Source organism: Pandoraea sp. NE5 (assembly GCF_024363545.1).
Lineage (GTDB): Bacteria > Pseudomonadota > Gammaproteobacteria > Burkholderiales > Burkholderiaceae > Pandoraea > Pandoraea cepalis.
The window spans coordinates 2,578,603-2,597,568 of sequence record NZ_AP025517.1 but is presented as its reverse complement, the minus strand read 5'-3'; the positions used below and the strand labels follow the sequence as shown (position 1 = coordinate 2,597,568).

10 protein-coding genes and 1 pseudogene are annotated in these 18,966 nt (G+C 66.9%); 4 read left to right on the top strand and 7 right to left on the bottom strand.

Going from position 1 to position 18,966, the window contains the following annotated elements; all coding sequences use genetic code 11:
• Nucleotides 1-70 precede the first annotated feature (70 nt).
• The gene (dnaK, locus tag PanNE5_RS11900; protein WP_017232023.1) at nt 71-1,996 is read right to left on the bottom strand and encodes a molecular chaperone DnaK; all 1,926 of its coding nucleotides are present in this window, start codon (nt 1,994-1,996) and stop codon (nt 71-73) included.
• A gap of 251 nt (nt 1,997-2,247) precedes the next feature.
• Nucleotides 2,248-2,793: a nucleotide exchange factor GrpE gene (gene grpE / locus PanNE5_RS11895; protein ID WP_261938037.1), complete on the bottom strand. Its 546-nt coding sequence runs from the start codon at nt 2,791-2,793 to the stop codon at nt 2,248-2,250.
• 298 nt (nt 2,794-3,091) lie between these two features.
• Between grpE and PanNE5_RS11890 the strand changes: the two genes are divergently transcribed.
• Nucleotides 3,092-3,280: a hypothetical protein gene (locus PanNE5_RS11890; protein WP_017232021.1), complete on the top strand. Its 189-nt coding sequence runs from the start codon at nt 3,092-3,094 to the stop codon at nt 3,278-3,280.
• A gap of 54 nt (nt 3,281-3,334) precedes the next feature.
• On the opposite strand, the gene PanNE5_RS11885 is transcribed toward PanNE5_RS11890, so the two are convergent.
• The 4 genes and pseudogenes from PanNE5_RS11885 to hrcA all read right to left on the bottom strand — a co-directional run bounded on the left by PanNE5_RS11885 (nt 3,335) and on the right by hrcA (nt 8,840).
• On the bottom strand, nt 3,335-3,736 hold the full coding sequence (locus tag PanNE5_RS11885; RefSeq protein ID WP_150562597.1) for an RNA-binding S4 domain-containing protein: 402 nt from the start codon (nt 3,734-3,736) through the stop codon (nt 3,335-3,337).
• Nucleotides 3,737-3,885: 149 nt separating this feature from the next.
• Nucleotides 3,886-4,917: pseudogene (gene hemH, locus PanNE5_RS11880) on the bottom strand (ferrochelatase); the annotation flags it as partial.
• Between the two features lie 105 nt (nt 4,918-5,022).
• Nucleotides 5,023-7,437 carry a DUF6600 domain-containing protein gene (locus tag PanNE5_RS11875; RefSeq protein WP_261938036.1) on the bottom strand — a complete coding sequence of 805 codons (2,415 nt, stop codon included), beginning with the start codon at nt 7,435-7,437 and terminating at the stop codon, nt 5,023-5,025.
• 260 nt (nt 7,438-7,697) lie between these two features.
• Entirely contained in the window at nt 7,698-8,840 is a 1,143-nt protein-coding gene (hrcA, locus tag PanNE5_RS11870; protein WP_085982686.1) for a heat-inducible transcriptional repressor HrcA, read from the bottom strand.
• Between hrcA and PanNE5_RS11865 the strand changes: the two genes are divergently transcribed.
• Together PanNE5_RS11865 and recN are read left to right on the top strand one after the other, a co-directional pair.
• Complete coding sequence (locus tag PanNE5_RS11865; protein WP_026131837.1) at nt 8,839-9,747, top strand: NAD kinase; 909 nt, start codon at nt 8,839-8,841, stop codon at nt 9,745-9,747. The genes hrcA and PanNE5_RS11865 overlap by 2 nt on opposite strands.
• A 23-nt stretch (nt 9,748-9,770) precedes the next feature.
• Nucleotides 9,771-11,435 (top strand): DNA repair protein RecN, encoded by a 1,665-nt coding sequence (gene recN, locus PanNE5_RS11860; protein ID WP_017233372.1) that lies wholly within the window; start codon nt 9,771-9,773, stop codon nt 11,433-11,435.
• Nucleotides 11,436-11,516: 81 nt separating this feature from the next.
• On the opposite strand, the gene glnE is transcribed toward recN, so the two are convergent.
• Nucleotides 11,517-14,399: a bifunctional [glutamate--ammonia ligase]-adenylyl-L-tyrosine phosphorylase/[glutamate--ammonia-ligase] adenylyltransferase gene (gene glnE / locus PanNE5_RS11855; RefSeq protein ID WP_051060132.1), complete on the bottom strand. Its 2,883-nt coding sequence runs from the start codon at nt 14,397-14,399 to the stop codon at nt 11,517-11,519.
• Between the two features lie 155 nt (nt 14,400-14,554).
• Between glnE and PanNE5_RS11850 the strand changes: the two genes are divergently transcribed.
• Nucleotides 14,555-18,919, top strand: coding sequence for a YhdP family protein (locus tag PanNE5_RS11850; protein ID WP_261938035.1), 4,365 nt, complete (start codon nt 14,555-14,557; stop codon nt 18,917-18,919).
• Nucleotides 18,920-18,966: the final 47 nt, after the last annotated feature.

Below are 18,966 nucleotides of genomic sequence, written 5' to 3'. Positions count from 1 at the left end.
CTTGGCAGAGAACTTCGATACCCGGCCTACACGCGACGCACATTCACGAGCGTCGCGCGCCATGCACGCCTTACTTCTTGTCGGTGACGTCCTTCACTTCGGCGTCGACGACGTTATCGTCATGCGGCTTGCCCGGCTCGGCGCCCGCGGCACCCGCAGCACCGGCTTGCGCCTGCATGTCGGCATACATCTTCTCGCCGAGCTTCTGGCTGGCAGTGCCGAGCGCCTCGACCTTGGCATCGATGTCCGCCTTGTCCGAACCGCGCAGCGCGCCTTCCAGCGCCGTGATGGCCGACTCGATCGCTTCCTTTTCCGAGGCTTCGATCTTGTCGCCGTACTCCGTCAGCGCCTTGCGGGTGCTGTGCACGAGGGCGTCGCCCTGATTGCGGGAGTCGGCCAGTTCGCGCGCCTTCTTGTCTTCCTCGGCGTTCAGCTCGGCATCCTTGACCATCTGCTCGATCTCGGCGTCCGACAGACCCGAGTTCGCCTTGATGACGATCTTGTTTTCCTTGCCCGTGGCCTTGTCCTTCGCGCCGACGTGCAAAATGCCGTTGGCGTCGATGTCGAAGGTCACTTCGATCTGCGGCGTACCCCGTGCGGCGGGCGGAATGCCTTCGAGATTGAACTCGCCCAGCGATTTGTTGCCGGCGGCCATCTCGCGCTCACCCTGGTACACCTTGATCGTCACGGCCGGCTGATTGTCGTCGGCCGTCGAGAACACTTGCGAGTGCTTCGTCGGGATCGTGGTGTTCTTCGTGATCATCTTCGTCATCACGCCGCCCAGCGTTTCGATACCGAGCGAGAGCGGGGTCACGTCGAGCAGCAGCACGTCCTTGCGGTCACCCGAGAGGACCGAGCCCTGAATCGAGGCCCCCGCGGCCACGGCTTCGTCCGGGTTCACATCCTTGCGCGGTTCCTTGCCGAAGAATTCCTTGACCTTCTCCTGCACCTTCGGCATGCGGGTCATCCCGCCGACCAGAATCACGTCGTCGATGTCGCTCACCTTCACGCCGGCATCCTTGATGGCCAGACGGCAGGGATCGATCGTGCGGGCGATCAGCTCTTCGACCAGCGCTTCGAGCTTGGCGCGCGTGATCTTCAGGTTCAAGTGCTTCGGACCCGAGGCATCGGCCGTGATGTACGGCAGGTTGATTTCAGTCTGCTGGCTCGACGACAGTTCGATCTTGGCCTTTTCCGCCGCTTCCTTCAGGCGTTGCAGCGCGAGCACGTCTTTCGACAGATCGACGCCTTGTTCCTTCTTGAACTCGCCGATGATGTAGTCGATGATGCGCTGGTCGAAGTCTTCGCCACCGAGGAACGTGTCGCCGTTGGTCGACAGCACTTCGAACTGGTGTTCGCCGTCCACGTCCGCGATTTCGATGATCGAGATGTCGAACGTGCCGCCACCCAGGTCATACACCGCGATCTTGCGGTCGCCGCCTTCCTTCTTGTCCAGACCGAATGCCAGTGCGGCAGCGGTCGGCTCGTTGATGATGCGCTTGACTTCCAGACCAGCGATACGGCCGGCGTCCTTCGTGGCCTGACGCTGGCTGTCGTTGAAGTAGGCCGGCACCGTGATCACGGCTTCCGTGACCGGCTCGCCCAGGTAGTCCTCGGCGGTCTTCTTCATCTTGCGCAGCACTTCGGCGGAAATCTGCGGCGGGGCCAGCTTCTGGTCGCGCACTTCCACCCAGGCATCGCCGTTGTCAGCCTTGACAATCTTGTAAGGCATCAGGCCGATGTCCTTTTGCACTTCCTTTTCTTCGAAGCGACGGCCGATCAGGCGCTTGACAGCGTACAGCGTGTTCGTCGGATTGGTCACCGCCTGGCGCTTGGCCGGTGCGCCGACCAGAATCTCGCCATCTTCCATATAGGCGATGATCGACGGCGTGGTGCGGGCACCTTCCGCGTTCTCGATGATCTTGACCTGATTGCCTTCCATGACGGCCACGCACGAGTTCGTGGTGCCCAAGTCGATACCAATGATTTTGCCCATGTTTATTTCTCCTAGCGTCCTTTGCGTCGTTCCGTGGGGCCTGTGGCCCGCTCAAATCGTTGATCTGCACGTCATATGGGTGCAGCCCGGTCCATTTCAAGACCCTTCTTGTCGTCCGGTTTTACCCCGCGTCATGCCAGCGTATCCATCGGCATGACGCCCGTGCAATCCACGGCCGGGAATGCCGTGACGGTTGCCGGAACGCCGAAACTTGCCATGATGTCATGACGTTCGACGCCGGCGCGACCCGATTACTTGGCCGCCGCGACGGTCACGAGCGCCGGGCGCAGCACGCGATCGGCGATCAGGTAGCCCTTTTGCAGTACCGCGACGACGGTGTTCGGTTCCTGCTCGGCGGGCACCATCGAAATGGCCTGATGTTGATGCGGATCGAACTTCGCACCGGCCGGGTCGATGACCGTCACCCGGCTGCGTTCGAGCGCCGAGACAAGCTGGCGCAACGTCAGGGCGACGCCTTCCTGGAGCTTGGCCACATCGCCGCTTTTGTCGGCCGCGGCCGCTTCCAGGCTGTCGATCACCGGCAGCAGGTTCTCCGCGAAGCTCTCGACGGCGAATTTGCGCGCCTTTGCCACGTCCTCTTCCGCACGGCGGCGAACGTTCTCCATCTCGGCGCGCGCGCGCAAGGCGTCGTCGCGCAGGGCTGCCGCTTCGGCCTGGGCCGCCAGCAGTCGCGCCTCGACCGAGGGCAGCGCGTCGTTCGCGCCCGCCGCGTCGGTCGGGGCCGCTTCGGCCTGGGACGGAATCGGCTGATCGGGGGTGTTTTGCGGTTCAGTCATGAGCTTGAGTCGTCAAAAGGTTCTTGCGGCGCACCACGACGATGCGCCACCGGTTCAAATCCCTTTGGATAGTAGGGGCGTTCACACCGATTTCAAGGGCTGGCGGCGCGCTGTGCGCCATGCCGGTGCGCGCCGCGTGCCGATAAATATCCGGTTACACGCGTTACGAGTCCACTATTGTATCGGCCGTTGCTGCGACCTAACATGAAATACGGTTCAGCGGATGTATGTGCCGCGCTGAACCCGGCCGCTCGCCGGACATCCCCCGTCCCGTCGAGCGTTCTCTCAGGAGCGCATCATGAAGCTGCCACTGGCTGTTGTCTTCATCCTTGCGTTGGTGACGACGGTAACGATTACGATCTGCTTGTCCGGCGCAGTCACCCCCCGCGATACCGAATACGGTGGCGTGCGGGCGGTGCTGTATCACGACTTTGAAATGCCGGGCGTTCCGGTGCATTCGTCCAATACCGGAATTCCTTCGCGCTAGTCACCCGAGGGCGCGGCCGTCTCATCGACGGGTCAGCGCTCTCGCACGTCCCCTCTATTCGCCAACGCCACCGAGACGCCGTCGATCCCGTTTCGTCGGCCGCCCGTGCATTTGCGCCGCGGGCTCCTGAAACAAACGTCGGCGTTCACTCTCATCCGCACGCATGCGCCGACTGGCGTCGGTCTCTTCATACAGCGACTGTGCCACCGGGGCCGAGCCCCGGACTTCCGCGATGGCCTTCACACGCACTTCCCAGCGCGTGCTGCCGTTATCCACCGTGACAAGGTCCCCCGGGCGCACGTCGCGCGCCGGTTTGACCCGGGCGTCGTTGCACAGCACCCGCCCACGGTCGACGGCTTGCGTGGCGAGGGAACGCGTCTTGAAGAAGCGCGCCGCCCATAACCATTTGTCGATGCGGGTGGCGGCCTGCGGCGAATCGTCCACCTTGACGCTCACGTGTCCGCTCCGGGTTGGCCCTGCGCCGATAAGGCCGACGCTGCCGCCGCCGCATTGGCTTCGTCGAACGCCGCCACGGCCGCGACTTGCCGTTGCCGGGTCGATGCCACCGCCGCCGCCGACGCCTGAGCGGCGCCCTCGGGCGTGAGCACCGGCCACCCTTGCAGGTGACGCGCAGCAATTTCGCCAAGCGCCGTGATCCAGGCGCTCGCACCGTTCAGACATGGGATGAAATGGAATGCCTTGCCGCCGCTGGACAGGTACGCGTGGCGCCCTTCCATATTGATTTCCTCGAGCGTCTCGAGACAGTCCGACGTGAAGCCGGGGCAGAACACATCGACACGGGGTGTGCCGCCACGGCCCAGCTCTTCGAGCGTGGGTGCCGTGTAAGGCTGGAGCCATTCGGCCTTGCCAAAACGCGATTGAAACGTGAGACGACAGGTCGTCTCGTCGAGGCCCAGCGCGGCGCCCAGCGCACGCGCGGTCTTTACGCACTGATCATGGTAAGGATCACCTAGGTCGAGCGTGCGGCGCGGCACGCCGTGAAAGCTCAGCAACAGTCGCTCGCCTGCCGAGAAATCGGGCCGGCCGTGCTGCTGCCAGTAGCCTTCGACCTGCTGACGCAATGCCTCGATGTACGCCGGATGATCGTGATAGTCGCGCACCGTGCGCACATCGGGCTGATTGCGCAGCCGGCCGAGCACGCGGAATACGGCATCGGTCGCGGTGGCGGTCGTACTGCTCGAATACTGGGGATAGAGCGGCAGAACCAGGATGCGCTCGACGCCAGTTTGCCGCAGCGCACGAATGCGCTCCGGAATCGACGGGTTGCCGTAGCGCATGGCGTAGTCGACGACCACGTCGTAGTCGTTCGCGTGCAGCAAGGCCCGCAACGCGTTCGTCTGGTATTCGGTGTTCACCTTGAGCGGAGAGCCGTCGCGCGTCCAGATCGTCGCGTATTTCTGCGCCGACTGGCGCGAGCGGAACGGCAGGATTACCAGCCGCAGCAACGGCTGCCATATCAACGAGGGAATTTCCACGACGCGAGGATCCGACAGAAACTCGCGCAAATAGCGGCGCACGGCCGCGGGACGCGGCTCGTCGGGCGTGCCTAGGTTAATCAGCAGAACGGCCGTCTTGCCGGTCTGGCCATGCGAAATGGGTTCGGGATCGAAGCGCATGGAGCGTACTTTACCGCAAGGCGGGCACCGCGTGCCGGGCCCCGGCCGCCGCGCACCCGCCGTCCGTCAGGGGATGGCGGCGGGTCGCGGCGTTCGGTGCGTCAATTAGCCGCGCGGGGGCTCGCCTTCGCGTGACGGACGATGCGATGCGGTGGGACGCTCGACGCCATGCGCGGGGACCTGCGCACCCTCTGGCTTGCGTTCACGCGGCGCAGGCTGCGGATGTTCCTGCGGTTGCGGGTGCGGCACCGCCTGCGGTGGCTGCTGCGGCCGAACGGGTGCCTGCGGACGCTCCGGTTGAGGCTGCGGTCTCGGCGCGGCTTGCTGACGCTCGATCTGCGGTTGAGGACGAGGCTGCGGCTGCGGCTGAGGATGCGCCATCTGCGGTTGCGGCTGGACGGGTTGCTGCGGCGCTTGCGGCTGTGAGTGCGACTGCCACTGCTGCGGTCGACGCGACGCTCCGGCCGCGTCCGGTTGAACACGCTGCGGCTCGGGCGACGCCGCGGGCGTCTGCGGGAATGGGTGATTCCGCTGCATGTCCCGTTGCGCCGCGTCGTGCCCAGGCTGAGGCACCGCCTGCGGGACTTCGCCTCGCACGGCAGGTTGCCCCGGCACCATCACGCCCGGCGGGTGCGGCACGCCGGACGGCACGGCCTGGCCACCCCGGACTGGCGGTTGGGACTGCGGCGCGAGCTGCCCCGGACGACTCTGATAAACGCCACGCCCTGGCACCCCGGGTTCTCCCGGCCCCCCCGGCACGCCAGGTACCCCCGAGCGCCCCGGCACGCCTGGCATGCCCGGCGTTCCCGGCTCACCCTGCATCGGCGGTACGGCGTGGGTGGGCGGTAGCCCCCCATGCGCCGCTTCCGCGCCCATGGCCTTGAGGGGCGGTTGTGCGCGCGTTGCACCCGCCGCTGCGTTCGCCGCACCGACCGGCCCGTGCGTGTCGACCACCGTCACACGCGGCTGCACACGCCCCTGCGGGTTCGGCCCCACCGGCCTGCCGCTCTGGCGTGGATGTGCGTTCTGGCCGAACGTCAGCGGCGCGCCACCGGCATTCGGCACCGCGTGCAGCGTGCTCGTGAGTTCACGCGACGGCATCGCGCGACCGACCGGCGCACGCGTGGCCAGCACCTGCCGGTTGAACACGCCGGCCGGCGGCGTGACCGGCGCCGGGCGACTATTGCCGAACACGCTCTGCTGCACCGGTGCGACGCCAGGTGTATTCCCAACGCGCCAAGTCTGTCCGGCGCGCGGGGCGGCCAATGCCACCGGCGCGCCGACCCGCCGGCCCTGCACGAAAGCCTGTGCCGGCATCGTCGAGACGGCGCCGCGCACATTACGGTTCACATACACATTGTTGACGTTGATATTCGTGACGTTGGTCGTCTGGATCACCGTCGATCGATTGATATTGGTGACATACGACGGGCTGGCGCGATACGCCGGGCGGTAAGCGTCGTGCGGACCCAACGCAAACCACGCCAGTCCCGCGCCCCCTGCCGCAAACGTAATCCCCCATGCGTTCCCGCCGCTGTTGCCGCTCACCCAGCCGACCAGCGCCGGGGCATACACCGGCCGCACCGCGACCGGCCCCGGCACCCAGCACCAGCGGGCGTCGACATAGGCCCACCGTCCGTAGTGATAGGGCGCGAAGCCCCACGGCGCATCGTCGACCCAGGTCCATCCCCACGGGTCGACCCAGGCCCAATGGCCCGTGCGATACGGCGCCCAGCCCGTCGGCACGTCCGACGGCACCCAAACGGCGCCGTAGCCAGGGGTCTCTTGCCAAGCGCCGTAGTCGTCCAGACTTTCGAAGCCGGTCATGTCGCGCGACACATAGCGCGCGGAGATCGAGCCCTCCTCGCGCGCGTCGCGCTGGCGCACCCATTGGTCGAACCCATCGGCCACGAGTGGCCCGGCCGACTGCTGCGTGAGATTCTGACCCACGAAGGCCACCCGTTGGCCCGATTGCAACGGTACCGACGCGCCTTGACCGTAGACGGTCGCCGCCCCGCGCCAGACGCTCACGGTCGTCACCCCGCCCGGATCGACATCCAGACGATACTCCCCGGCCTGTTGCGGGACGAACGCCAGGTTGGGCGTGTCGATCTCGTAAGGCTGGTTCGGATCGAAAGCCCTCAAATGCAGGCCGACCGTGCCCTGCGTTACGTTCAGTTGCACATTCTGGTCGGTCACGGCCGAGAGAACGACGCTCGTGGACGCCCCCATGCGAACCGCCGTGCCGCCCACATGCATCTCGGCGCGGCTGTTGCGCTCGACCCAGACGGCATCGCCCGTGGTGAGCGGCCGGTTGCGATCGGCATAGCGCCAGTCGCTGGTACCTGCGGGGGCGTACGTGACGGTGCCGTCGAATGCATTCAGCCGCGCCACACGCCCCGGGGGATCGGCGCTCTGTGCCTGCGCCAGCGCGGGAAGTCCCGCCGCGCCAAGGGCGCCGAGCACGAGCCCGACGCCAAGACAGCGAACCACTGTCCGCCAGGAAATCAGGGATTTCATAGACACTCCGGGCACTGTCCGGTGTACGCGCCAAGCGTTGTCTCGGCCGCACCACCTTGTTGCTCTGTCCGAATCCTTCGGCGAACGCCATGACGACGGCTTCGCCACAAGTGACGCTTCAAGCGTAAGACGGCCGTGTGTGACAGCGTGTAAAGGAATGCTACGGGGGTGTAACGAGATGAGGCGCGGGGCCCCGGGACAATACGCGAGACGTTACGCCTGACGACGCGCAGGCTGGGGCGTCACGCCGCCCCCGCCGCCTAATGCTGGCTGAGCGCGCTGGAAAGCAGCTTGGCCGTGATGTCGACGATCGGAATCACGCGCTCGTAGGCCATGCGCGTCGGGCCGATCACGCCCAACGTGCCGACCACTTCGCCATCGACTTCGTACGGTGCCGTGATGACCGTCATTTCTTCGATCGGGACGAGGCTCGACTCGCCGCCGATGAAAATCTGAACACCCTGCGCCCGGCTCGACACGTCGAGCAGCTGCAGCAGGCCGGTCTTGGACTCGAACACGTCGAACAGCTTGCGGAGTCGCGCCATGTTCGACGATAGATCCTCCACGCCCAGCAGATTGCGCTCGCCCGAGATCAGCAAGCTCTCGCGCGAGGTATCGGCCATGGCGTCGCTGCCCGCCTGAACGGCCGCCTGCATCAAGGCACTCATGTCGGAGCGCAGGGCGTCGAGTTCGCCGCGCAAGCTGGCGCGCACCTCATCGAAACTTTGGCCGCCGAAATGGGCGTTCAGGTAGTTTGCCGCCTCGACCAGTTGCGCCGGGGAGTGATCCTTTTCCGTCAGGATGATGCGGTTCTGCACGTCGCCGTCGGGGGTGACGATGATAAGCAACACGCGCTTTTCGGACAGTCGCAGGAATTCGATCTGCCGAAAGATCTGGCTGCGGCGCGGTGTCAGCACCACACCCGCGAACTGCGAGAGATTCGAGAGCACTTCCGCTGCCGAGGCGACCAGTTGCTGCGGCCCGGCCGGCTGCAACCGGGTCTGCACCTGCGACGCCAGCTGATGCACGGCATCGCCGAGCGGGCTTACCGTCAGCATGGTGTCGACGAACAGCCGGTAGGCGCGCGGCGTCGGAACACGACCGGCCGACGTATGCGGGCTGGCCACGAAGCCGAGCGCCTCGAGGTCGGCCATCGCATTGCGGATGGTCGCCGGCGACAGATCGAGCCCGGAGTATCGCGATAGCGTGCGCGACCCCACCGGCTGGCCATCGGCGATGTACCGTTCGATCAGGGTTTTGAGTAGCGTTTGCGCACGTTGATCTAGCATGGCGAAAATTGTAACGCGAAATGTACAAGCACGGCGTGCGGCAAACCCCGAGGGGCCGGCAAGGCCGCGCGTGCCGATGGTTGCTGTCATCGACTTATGGTGTAATGGCGGCATGAAAACAGGGAGCCCTTTCAAGACCGTGGCGCTCGTCGGGAAATACCATGCCGACGGCGTTGCCGAACCGTTGCTCACGCTGGCGGCATGCATCGCCCAGCGAGGACATCACGTCATCTTCGAGCGTGATACGGCGCACAACATCGGCGCGGCCGCCGCCCCCTACCGTCCCCTCGACATTCAGGAAATCGGTACGCAGGCCGATGTGGCGGTGGTCATCGGCGGTGACGGAACGATGCTCGGCGTGGGCCGTCAGCTGGCCGCCTCGAAGGTGCCGCTCATCGGCGTGAACCACGGACGCGTCGGTTTCATCACCGACATTCCGCTCGACGAGATGCGTCAGGTCGTGCCGGCCATGCTCGAAGGGCATTTCGAAGCCGAGCAGCGCACCCTGTTGGCCGCGCGTATCGAGCGCGAAGGCCAGACGCTGTTCGAGACGCTCGCGTTCAACGACGTGGTGGTGAACCGCTCGGGCATCTCGGGCATGGTCGAGCTGCGTGTCGACGTCGACGGCCGCTTCATGTACAAGCAGCGCTCGGACGGCCTGATCGTCGCCACGCCCACGGGCTCGACCGCCTATGCGCTCTCGGCCACCGGCCCGATCCTGCATCCGCGACTTGGCGGCGTGGTGCTCGTGCCGATCGCCCCGCACGCGCTGTCGAACCGCCCGATCGTGCTGCCGGATTCGAGCGATATCGTCATCACGATCACCGGCGGGCGCGAGGTCGGCGCCAACTTCGACATGCAGTCGTTTGCCGAGCTGCGTCAGGGCGACCGGATTCTGCTGGGCCGCTCCGAACATCAGGTGACGTTCCTGCACCCGGTCGGCTACAACTATTACGCGACGCTGCGCCGCAAGCTGCACTGGAACGAGCATATCTCCGACGAAGATCCGTCGCAGACCTGACTTCACGCCCTCCCCGACCGCCCATGCTACGCAGTCTCTCGATTCGCGATTTCGTGATCGTCGATCGTCTCGACCTGGAATTCTCCGCCGGCTTCACCGTGTTCTCGGGGGAGACCGGCGCGGGTAAATCGATTCTGATCGACGCGCTGGCGCTGGCCATGGGCGAGCGCGGCGACACCAGTATGGTGCGCGCCGGACAAACACGCGCCGACATTACCGCTGAGTTCGCCGCCGACGCCGAGGCCCGCCCCGATCTCGAAGCCTGGCTGCAGGCGCAGGCGCTCACGCTCGAAGAACACGGCGGCGTGCTGCTGCGCCGCGTGCTCGACTCGGGCGGACGCTCGCGCGCCTTCGTCAATGGCACGCCCGCCACCCTCGCCCAACTGCGCGAACTCGGCGAGATGCTCGTCGACATTCACGGGCAGCACGCCCATCAGCAGTTGCTGCGCGCCGACGCACAGCGCCGCCTGCTCGACGCCCATGCGGGCGCCACCGCGCTCGCGGCGGACACGGCGGCGGCGCACAAGGAATGGCGGCGTCTCGTCAAACGTTGCGAGGAAGCCCACGGGCGCGACCGCGAGCTACAGCTCGAGCGCGAGCGTCTCGAATGGCAGACATCCGAACTCGACAAGCTGAATCCGCAGGAAGGGGAATGGGACGACGTGAGCGCCGAGCATCGCCGCCTGTCGCACGCCGCCAGCCTCATCAACGGCGTGCAAGGCGCGCTTGACGTGCTCGCGGAAGCGGATGGCGCGCTCGTCCCGTCGCTCGGTCACGTAGTGCACCAGATCCGCGAACTGGCCGAGATCGATGCCGGGCTGGCCGACGCACTGGCCGCGCTGGAGCCGGCCGAGATCCAACTTCGCGAAGCCGTGCACTCGCTCACGCATTATGCACAACGCATCGATCTCGATCCGGAACGTCTGGCCGTGGTCGAGCAGCGGCTCGAGGCGCTGCACTCGGCGGCCCGCAAGTTCCGGGTTACGCCCGAGCAACTGCCCGCCGAGCAAGCCGAACGCCGTGCCCAGTTGGAAGAGCTGACCGCGTCGCAGGACACGGCCGCCATGCAGGCGGCCGCCGACGCCGCGCACGCAAGCTATCTGACACTGGCGGTCACCTTGTCGAAGGCACGCGCGGCGGCCGCGGCGTCGCTCTCGCGGGAAGTCACGCGCGCCATGCAGGACCTCTCGATGCCGGGCGGACGCTTCGAGGTCGCCCTGAGTCCCACGCCGGAGCCGCAGTCGTTCGGTCTGGAGACGGTCGAGTTTCTCGTCGCCGGTCACCCCGGCGTGCCCACGCGGCCGCTGGCCAAGGTGGCGTCGGGCGGTGAGTTGGCGCGCATCAGCCTGGCGTTGCAGGTGATCGCCAGCAGCGTGAGCCTCACGCCGACCCTGATTTTCGACGAAGTCGATTCGGGCATCGGCGGCGCCGTGGCCGAAGTGGTCGGCCGTTTGCTGCGGGAACTCGGTCAGGGGCGGCAAGTGTTGTGCGTCACCCACCTGCCTCAGGTCGCCGCGCTCGGCCACCAGCATCTGCGCGTGAAAAAACGCAGCGACGGCGATTCGACGATGAGTGAAATCGAGCCGCTCGGTCGCACGGAGCGCGTCGAGGAGATCGCGCGAATGCTCGGCGGCGTCGAGATCACCGCCACCACGCGCAAACACGCGCGGGAGATGCTCGCGCTCTGAGCGCGCACGTTGCCCCCACCGCGCGCCGATCGCTCGCAGGGCAATCACGGGCGGCGATGCATCGTCCGCCCGTGAGCGTCGTCAAACCGGCCCGGCGCTCGCGAACACCGAATCCCACAGCGCCATGACCGCGTCGCGTTCGGCTGCCACATCACTGGCCGGCACGCGGGCCGCTTCCACCCCATCGAGCCGCAACTTGTGCTGGCGTTTGCGATAGATCCGATAAGCAGCGGCTGCACCGTCCGCAAGCGTCGCGTCGATCAGCCCGAGTTGCGCCGCTTCGCGCAACAGCGCGATGTTGCCGGCATTGCGGAGCAGCGACGGATGTGCCCCCGAATGCAGCAGTACCAGGTACTGCACGGTGAACTCGATATCCACCATGCCCCCGCGATCGTGCTTCAGATCGAACAGCGAGGTCGGGTTCGGATGCCCCTCCAACACCTTGCGCCGCATCGACACAATTTCCTGGGCAAGCGGTAGCGCCTCGCGGGGCGTCGCGAGCACCTGCGCGCGGATCTTCTCGAACGTCGCGCCAATCGTCTCGTCCCCGGCACAGAAGCGAGCCCGCGTGAGCGCCTGATGCTCCCAGACCCACGCGGTGTTCGCATTGCCCTCGCGGAACTGGTACTGGCGGAAGCTCTCGACGCTCGTCACCAACAAGCCCGACAAGCCGTTCGGCCGCAGCCGCAGATCGACGTCGAAGAGCGTGCCCGCGCCGGTGTGCGTGGTGAGCCAGGTCACGAAGCGGCGAGCGAGTGCGGCATACGCGTCCGGCGCGCGGTCGTCATCGTCGTCGTAAAGGAAGATCAGGTCGAGGTCGGACACATAGCCCAGCTCCTTGCCGCCGAGCTTGCCATACGCGATGACCGAGAAACGCGGCACCTCGCGGTGGCGCGTGGCCACGTGCGGCCAGACGGTCGAGATCGTCACATCGACGATGATGTCCGCCAGTTCCGAGAGCCGGTCGCCGATCGCCTCGACCGACAACGCGCCCTGCAAATCGAGCAGCAGGATGCGGAACACCTCGGCGTGATGCGCGCGCCGCAGAATGTCCATCTGCACTTCGACGTTGCCGGCCGCGCCCGACGCATTCAGGCTCAACAGCAACTGTGTTTTGAAAGACGCCCAGTCGAACGGCGCGGCGAGCGCTTCGTCGTCGAGCAGCTCGTCGAGCAATTGCGGGTGACGGATCAGGTAGCCTGCCGCCCAACGCGAGCCGGCCAGCACCTTGACGACGCGCTCCAGCGCGCGCGGATACTCAGTGAGCAGCGCCAGATACGAACTGCGACGGCTGATGGCCGAAAGCAGGTCGAGCATGCGCGCGAGCACGGCGTCGGCCTCGCCCGTGCCCGCCGCGCCTTGCACGGCGCGCTGCACCAGTTGATCGAAGCGGCGCCGGCTGGTTTCGCCCAGCGCCTTGTAGCGCGACGACGTCCAGACGGCGCGTAGCCGGTCGAGGGCACCGTCGGCGTCGGTAAAGCCCAGGCGCGAGAGCTGATGGCCGAGATCGCCCGTCTGTGTCTCGTCGGCCAGACATTCGCTCCACAATTCCGGCGGGCATTCGCATTCGCCCGCCCCCGACGCCGCCGCCTTGCGCCCGCTGCCGCCGGCCTTGTCCGCGAAGATCTCGTCGAACTGCGCGGCGACGAACTCGCGATGCTCGTCGAGCACCGTCATGAAGCTCGCCTCGTCGGGGAAGCCCATGGCGCGCGCCACCGCGAGACGATCGTCGCCGGAGGCCGGGAGGATGTGCGTCTGCGCATCGTCCAGATACTGAATACGGTGTTCGAGCTTACGCAGGAAGACGTAGGCGTTCGCGAGTTCGTCAGCCACATTCTGGGCGAGCCAGCCGCGTCGCGCCGCCACGCCCAGCACGGCGAGCGTCGGCCGCACGCGCAGTTCCGGCTCTTGCCCGCCCCGAATCAGTTGGAACACTTGTGCGGAGAACTCCACTTCGCGAATGCCGCCGCGCCCGAGCTTGATGTCGTTGATGCGTGCCGGCTTGGCGCGCGCGCGGCGCTCCGCCTCGTGACGAATCTGCTCGTGCAGCGCGCGAATCGCGCCGATCACCCCGTAATCCAGGTAACGGCGGAACACGAACGGCTGGACCAGCGCCGCGAGCAGCCGCTCGGTGCGCTTGCCGGGTTCGCTCGCCACCTCCGACACCAGCCGCCCCTTGATCCATGCGTAGCGCTCCCACTCGCGCCCCTGCACGTAGAAATACTCTTCGAGCATCGGCAGGCTGCACACCAGCGGCCCGGAATCGCCATTGGGACGCAGGCGCATGTCCACGCGGAACACATAGCCGTCCGGCGTGAGTTCGGAAATCATGCCGATCAGCTTGCGACCGAGCTTGGTGAAGAATTCGTGGTTCGAGAGCGAGCGCAAGCGGCTCGCCGCCGCCGGGTCGGCGTCGTCGGGCGCCGACGTATCGCCGTCGTCTTCATAGACGAAGATCAGGTCGATGTCCGACGAGACGTTCAATTCGCGTCCGCCAAGCTTGCCCATGCCGACCACCGCGAGCGTCTGTCGCTGCCCTTCCGCATTGCGCGGCACGCCGTGGATGGCTTCGAGCTCGCTCGAGAGGACCGTGATGCCCGCCTGGATGGCGAACTCGGCGAGGGCTGTCATGGCTTCGGTAACCTCGGCCAACTCGGCGCGACCGTCCAGGTCGCGCTGCATGACGGCGCACAAGGCTTCCACGCGCAGCACGCGCAGCGCGCGGGCGAGGCCCGCCTCGTCGACGCCCGCGACCCCCGTGGGTTGCTCGGGCGGCGATAGCTGCGTGCCGGTGATGGCTTCGAAGCGACGGGCGAGCCAACGCGCGTCCACAGGGTGCTCGGCCAAGGCGGGCAATGCCTCGACAAGCGCGGGACGGCTCGCCAGCATGCGCGCCGCGTAGCGCGAGTAGGACGGGATATCGATGGGGTTTTCGGGTGAACTCACTGGCGGGGTTCCGGTCATCAATGAGATTGAAGAGACTTTCGAAGGCTTACCCGTGCGCGATGAAACGCCGGATCACACGTCTGTTTCTCCTACGGCCGGGCCGTCGGGCGGCCTTGGGCTTGTGTTACAGTCTTTGCCACAGAAACTACCACATTCCCTCGTAGACGCGCAGCATGACCGACCGTAAGCCGCCCGCCTCGTCCACCGGCAACCGGTCCTGGTTCTCGTCACTGCCGCGTGGCTTGCGACTGGGCCTGGAATGGCTGCTGGCGCTCGTCGTCATCGCCTATTTCGGACTTGGCGCCGTCGTCCTCACAACCCGGTACGTCATCCTGCCGCGCGTGTCGGACTACCGAGCGCAGATCGAAGCGGCTGCCTCGCGTGCCATCGGCCTGCCCGTCACCATCGGCCGCATCGACGCCGTCTGGCACGGCTGGCACCCTTACCTGACGCTCGAAGACGTTCGCATCACGCGCCGCCCCCCCGCCGCGCGCGCACCCTCGCTCAGCGCTCGAACGGCACCCGCGACGCGCGCGGCACGCCCCTCGCCGGACACGCCGCCCGGGGCGCCACCGCCCGCCGAGCCCAGCCTGACGCTCCACCGCCTCGATGCGGTGCTCTCGTGGACCAGCCTGATTCACCTCGACGTGCGCCTGTCGAACCTCACGTTGTCCGAACCCGATCTCACCATCGAACGCCTCACCGACGGCTCGATTCTCGTCGCGGGCATGCCGGTGACGGGCGGCGGCGCCGCGACCGACTCGACCGCCGCCGACTGGCTCATGCGTCAGTCGCGCGTCGTGATCCGCAACGGCACCTTGCGCTGGCGCGATGCCACGCGCAACGCGCCCGACGTCGTCGTCACCCAGGTCAACGCCATGCTGCGCAATCGAGGCTTCGACCATCGCTTCGGCATGCAGGCGACGCCGCCGACGGGCATCGTGGCACCGCTCGACATCCGGGCGCGATTCACGAATCCGCTGTTTGCTCGCCCCGGCGAAGTCAAACGGTGGCGCGGTCAGCTCTACGGCGAAGTCGGCACGCTCGACCTGACTGAACTGGCCCGCTACGTCGACTTGCCGGGCAAGGACACGCGCGGTCGCGTTGCCGCGCGGGCGTGGGTCGACTTCGACGATGGGGCGATCACGGGGGCGACGCTGCGCGCCGCGGGAGCGAATACGTCGGTGCAATTGGCCGACGATTTGCCGCCGCTCACCTTCGACGCCACGCAGGGCCGGATCGACGTGACCCGCGTAACGCCCCACGCCGACGCCGGCTGGCAATTGCGCGCCCGCGATCTGACATTGCAAGCCGCAGGCCGGCCGACGCTCGACGTGCCTGATCTGCGCGGCACCTACGCGCCGGGCACGAACGAGCACGGACTGCACGCCACCTTTGCGGGCCCGCGCTTCGACATCGGCGCCGCGATGGCGCTCGTGCCGTCGCTGCCGCTCGCCCCGCAAACACGCGACGCGCTCGCGAGTTTTCGGCCGCGCGGCAGACTGGCCAATTTCGACATCAGCTACCAGGCCCCCAAGCCGCACGGCCCGGGCAACTGGCGCGACCTGCCGGGAATCCGGCAACTGCCGCCCGAGCGCGAACGCTATCGGGTGGTCGCCGACTTTGAAGATCTCGGTGTCGACAGCGCACCGAGCGAGCATCCGCCGGCGAATCCGGGGTCGCCCAATGCGGGACGCCCGGGCTTCGCCAATCTGAGCGGGCACATCGACGCCGATCAGTCGCGCGGCAGCCTGACCCTCAACGCGAAGCACGCCGCGCTCGACTTTCCCGGCCGCTTCGACCAGCCGCGCATCGATCTCGATACGCTCACCGCGCGCACGTCGTGGCGCGTCTCGCACTCGGCGACGCAACGCGACGCCCCGGCGGACGTAGCGGTGCGCGTGGACGCCCTGCACCTGCAGAACGCCGAATTGACGGGCGATGTGACCGGCACGTGGCGCAATGGCGGCAAGGGCAATGGCATCGTCGACCTGAAGGGCAACATTGTGCGCGCGAGCGCCAGCGCGGTGCCGCGCTATCTGCCGACCGACATCGGCGCGAGCGTGCGGGATTATCTGCAACGCGCGCTGCTCGCTGGCACGGTGCAGAACGCGCCCTTCGCGGTACAGGGCGATCTCGACAACTTCCCGTACGGCAAGGGCGGCGGCAAGTTCCGCATCGACATTCCGCTGGTCGACGTCGCCTTCAACCCGTCGCCGGTGCGCCCCGGCCACACGGAAGTCTGGCCGGCCTTTGACAAGGTGCGCGGCAATCTGCGCTTCGACGCCGACAAGTTGCATATCGCCATCGACAGCGGCACAGTCTTCGGCGTCACGCTCACCCAGGTGGTGGGCGACATCAACGACATCGGACAGGACGATTCCGTGCTCACCCTCAAGGGCGACGCGCGCGGCCCGGCGGCCGACTTCGTGAAGTACCTGAACGGCAGCCCGGTGGGGCACTGGATCGGCGACTTTACCGACGAAACACGCGCGAGCGGCACCACACAGCTCGCGATGCAGTTGTCGATGCCGCTCGATCACACCGATCGGTCCAAGGTCACGGGCCGCGCGCGCTTCCTGCGCAACGACATCACACTGCTGAACGGCCTGCCGACCTTCGGCGCCGTGGACGGGGAACTCGCGTTCACCGAGCGCGGCATTTCGCTCGACAATCTGCGCGGCACGTTCCTCGGCGGCGACCTGCGCGCGTCCGGCGGCAGTCGCAGCGACGGCACCATCGCGCTGAACATTGGCGGCACGTTGAGCGCGCAAGGCCTGCGCGACAATCAGGAAAGCGCCTCACTGGCGCAACTGGCCAAGCGCATGACGGGCGGCACGCCCTATTCGGCAACGGTCACGGTGCGCCAAGGCATGACCGAGGTGGCGGTCCAATCCACGCTCGTCGGCCTGGCCGTCAACCTGCCCGCCCCGCTCGGCAAGCGTGCGGAGACCTCGTTGCCCGCGCGCTTCACGCTGCGTCCCCAGCCGAGTCCGGGCGGCCGTCGCATTGATACACTCGACTTCGCCGTCGGCAGCGTTCAAGGCAATTACGTGCAAGAGCATAGCGGCGGGAGTGCCGGAAACCCCGCGCGCGTGGAGGTGCTGCGTGGCGGCATCGGCATCAACCAGCCCGTGCCCGCGCCGCGCGAGGGGGTTCAGGCAGCCGCCCAGTTCGATACGCTCGACGTGGACGCCTGGCGAAGCGTGATCGCGTCGCTCACCAGCGACGCCGGGACCGCCAACGCGCCAGCCCCCCAAAGCGCCCCGGGCACGCCCCCCGCCCCGGCGGGGCCGTCGGCCACAGTCACGACGGCGCGCGACGAGTTCGGCGCGCTCACGCCCTACCTGCCGACGCGTCTCGCCCTGCATGCCAAGCAGGTGCGCCTGATGTCGCGCCAGTGGCCGGAACTGGTGGTGGGCGCCCAGCGCAGCGATCGCGACTGGCAGGTCAGTCTGGCCTCCGACCTCGTTTCCGGCTTTGCCGAGTGGCATGCGCCCGATGCGAAGAACCCGTCGGGCACGTTGCGCGCGCGGCTCGCGAAGCTGGTGATTCCGCGCGAGGACCACGGCAACGATGTCCTCACCCAAGTGCTCGATGAGCCGAGCGACGAGTTCCCGGCCATCGACGTCGTGGCCAATGAGTTCGTGCTGCGCGACAAGCCGCTGGGCCGGCTGCAATTGAACGCGCACAACGATATCGAGGACGGCGTGCCCGTGTGGCAACTCACCCAACTCTCGCTCAGCAACAGCGCCGCCACGCTCAACGTCAAGGGCAACTGGCGCACCTCGCGTCGCCGCGCAGCCCCCGCGGCGAGCGACGACGTGCCGCGCCGCACCATGCTCGACTTCAATCTCGACGTGAAGGACGCGGGTGGCCTGCTCGACCGCCTGGGGATGCCCAAGACCGTCAAGGACGGCTCGGGGACGGTCTCGGGCCGTTTCGGTTGGCGAGGTGGTCCCGACGCGATCGACTACCCGACGCTCGGCGGCCGTGTCACGATCGATCTCAAGCGCGGGCAGATCCTGAAGGCCGACCCCGGACTGGCCAAGCTGCTGGGCATTTTTTCCGTGCAGACACTCGCCAAGTTCCTGACGTTCAATTTCAGCAGCGTGATCGGCAGCGGCCTGCCATTCGACAGCATCGACGGGAACGCCACGATGCAGGGTGGCGTGGCCAACACCACCGATCTGACGATCAATGCCAATGCCGCGACCATCAGGATCGACGGTCATACCGACCTCGCGCGCGAGACGCAGGACCTGACCGTGCTGGTGCTGCCGAAGATCAATGCGGCGTCAGCGTCGCTCGCGTGGGCGATTGTCAACCCGGCACTGGGCATCGGTTCGTTTTTCGCGCAACTGGCGCTGGGCGAGCAGCTCTCGCGCACGCTCTCGACGACCTACCATGTGAGCGGATCCTGGGACAATCCCATCATCGAACAAGCCGACGGCAATAAGAGTAAGATCGTGCCATCCCCGGAAGCGCTGCCCGGCGCGCAAAACAGCGCGCAACTGTCCGGCATGCGCGGCAACTGAGGGCATTTCCGAGATGCCTGAGACGTTCGGTATGTGCCATATGCCGC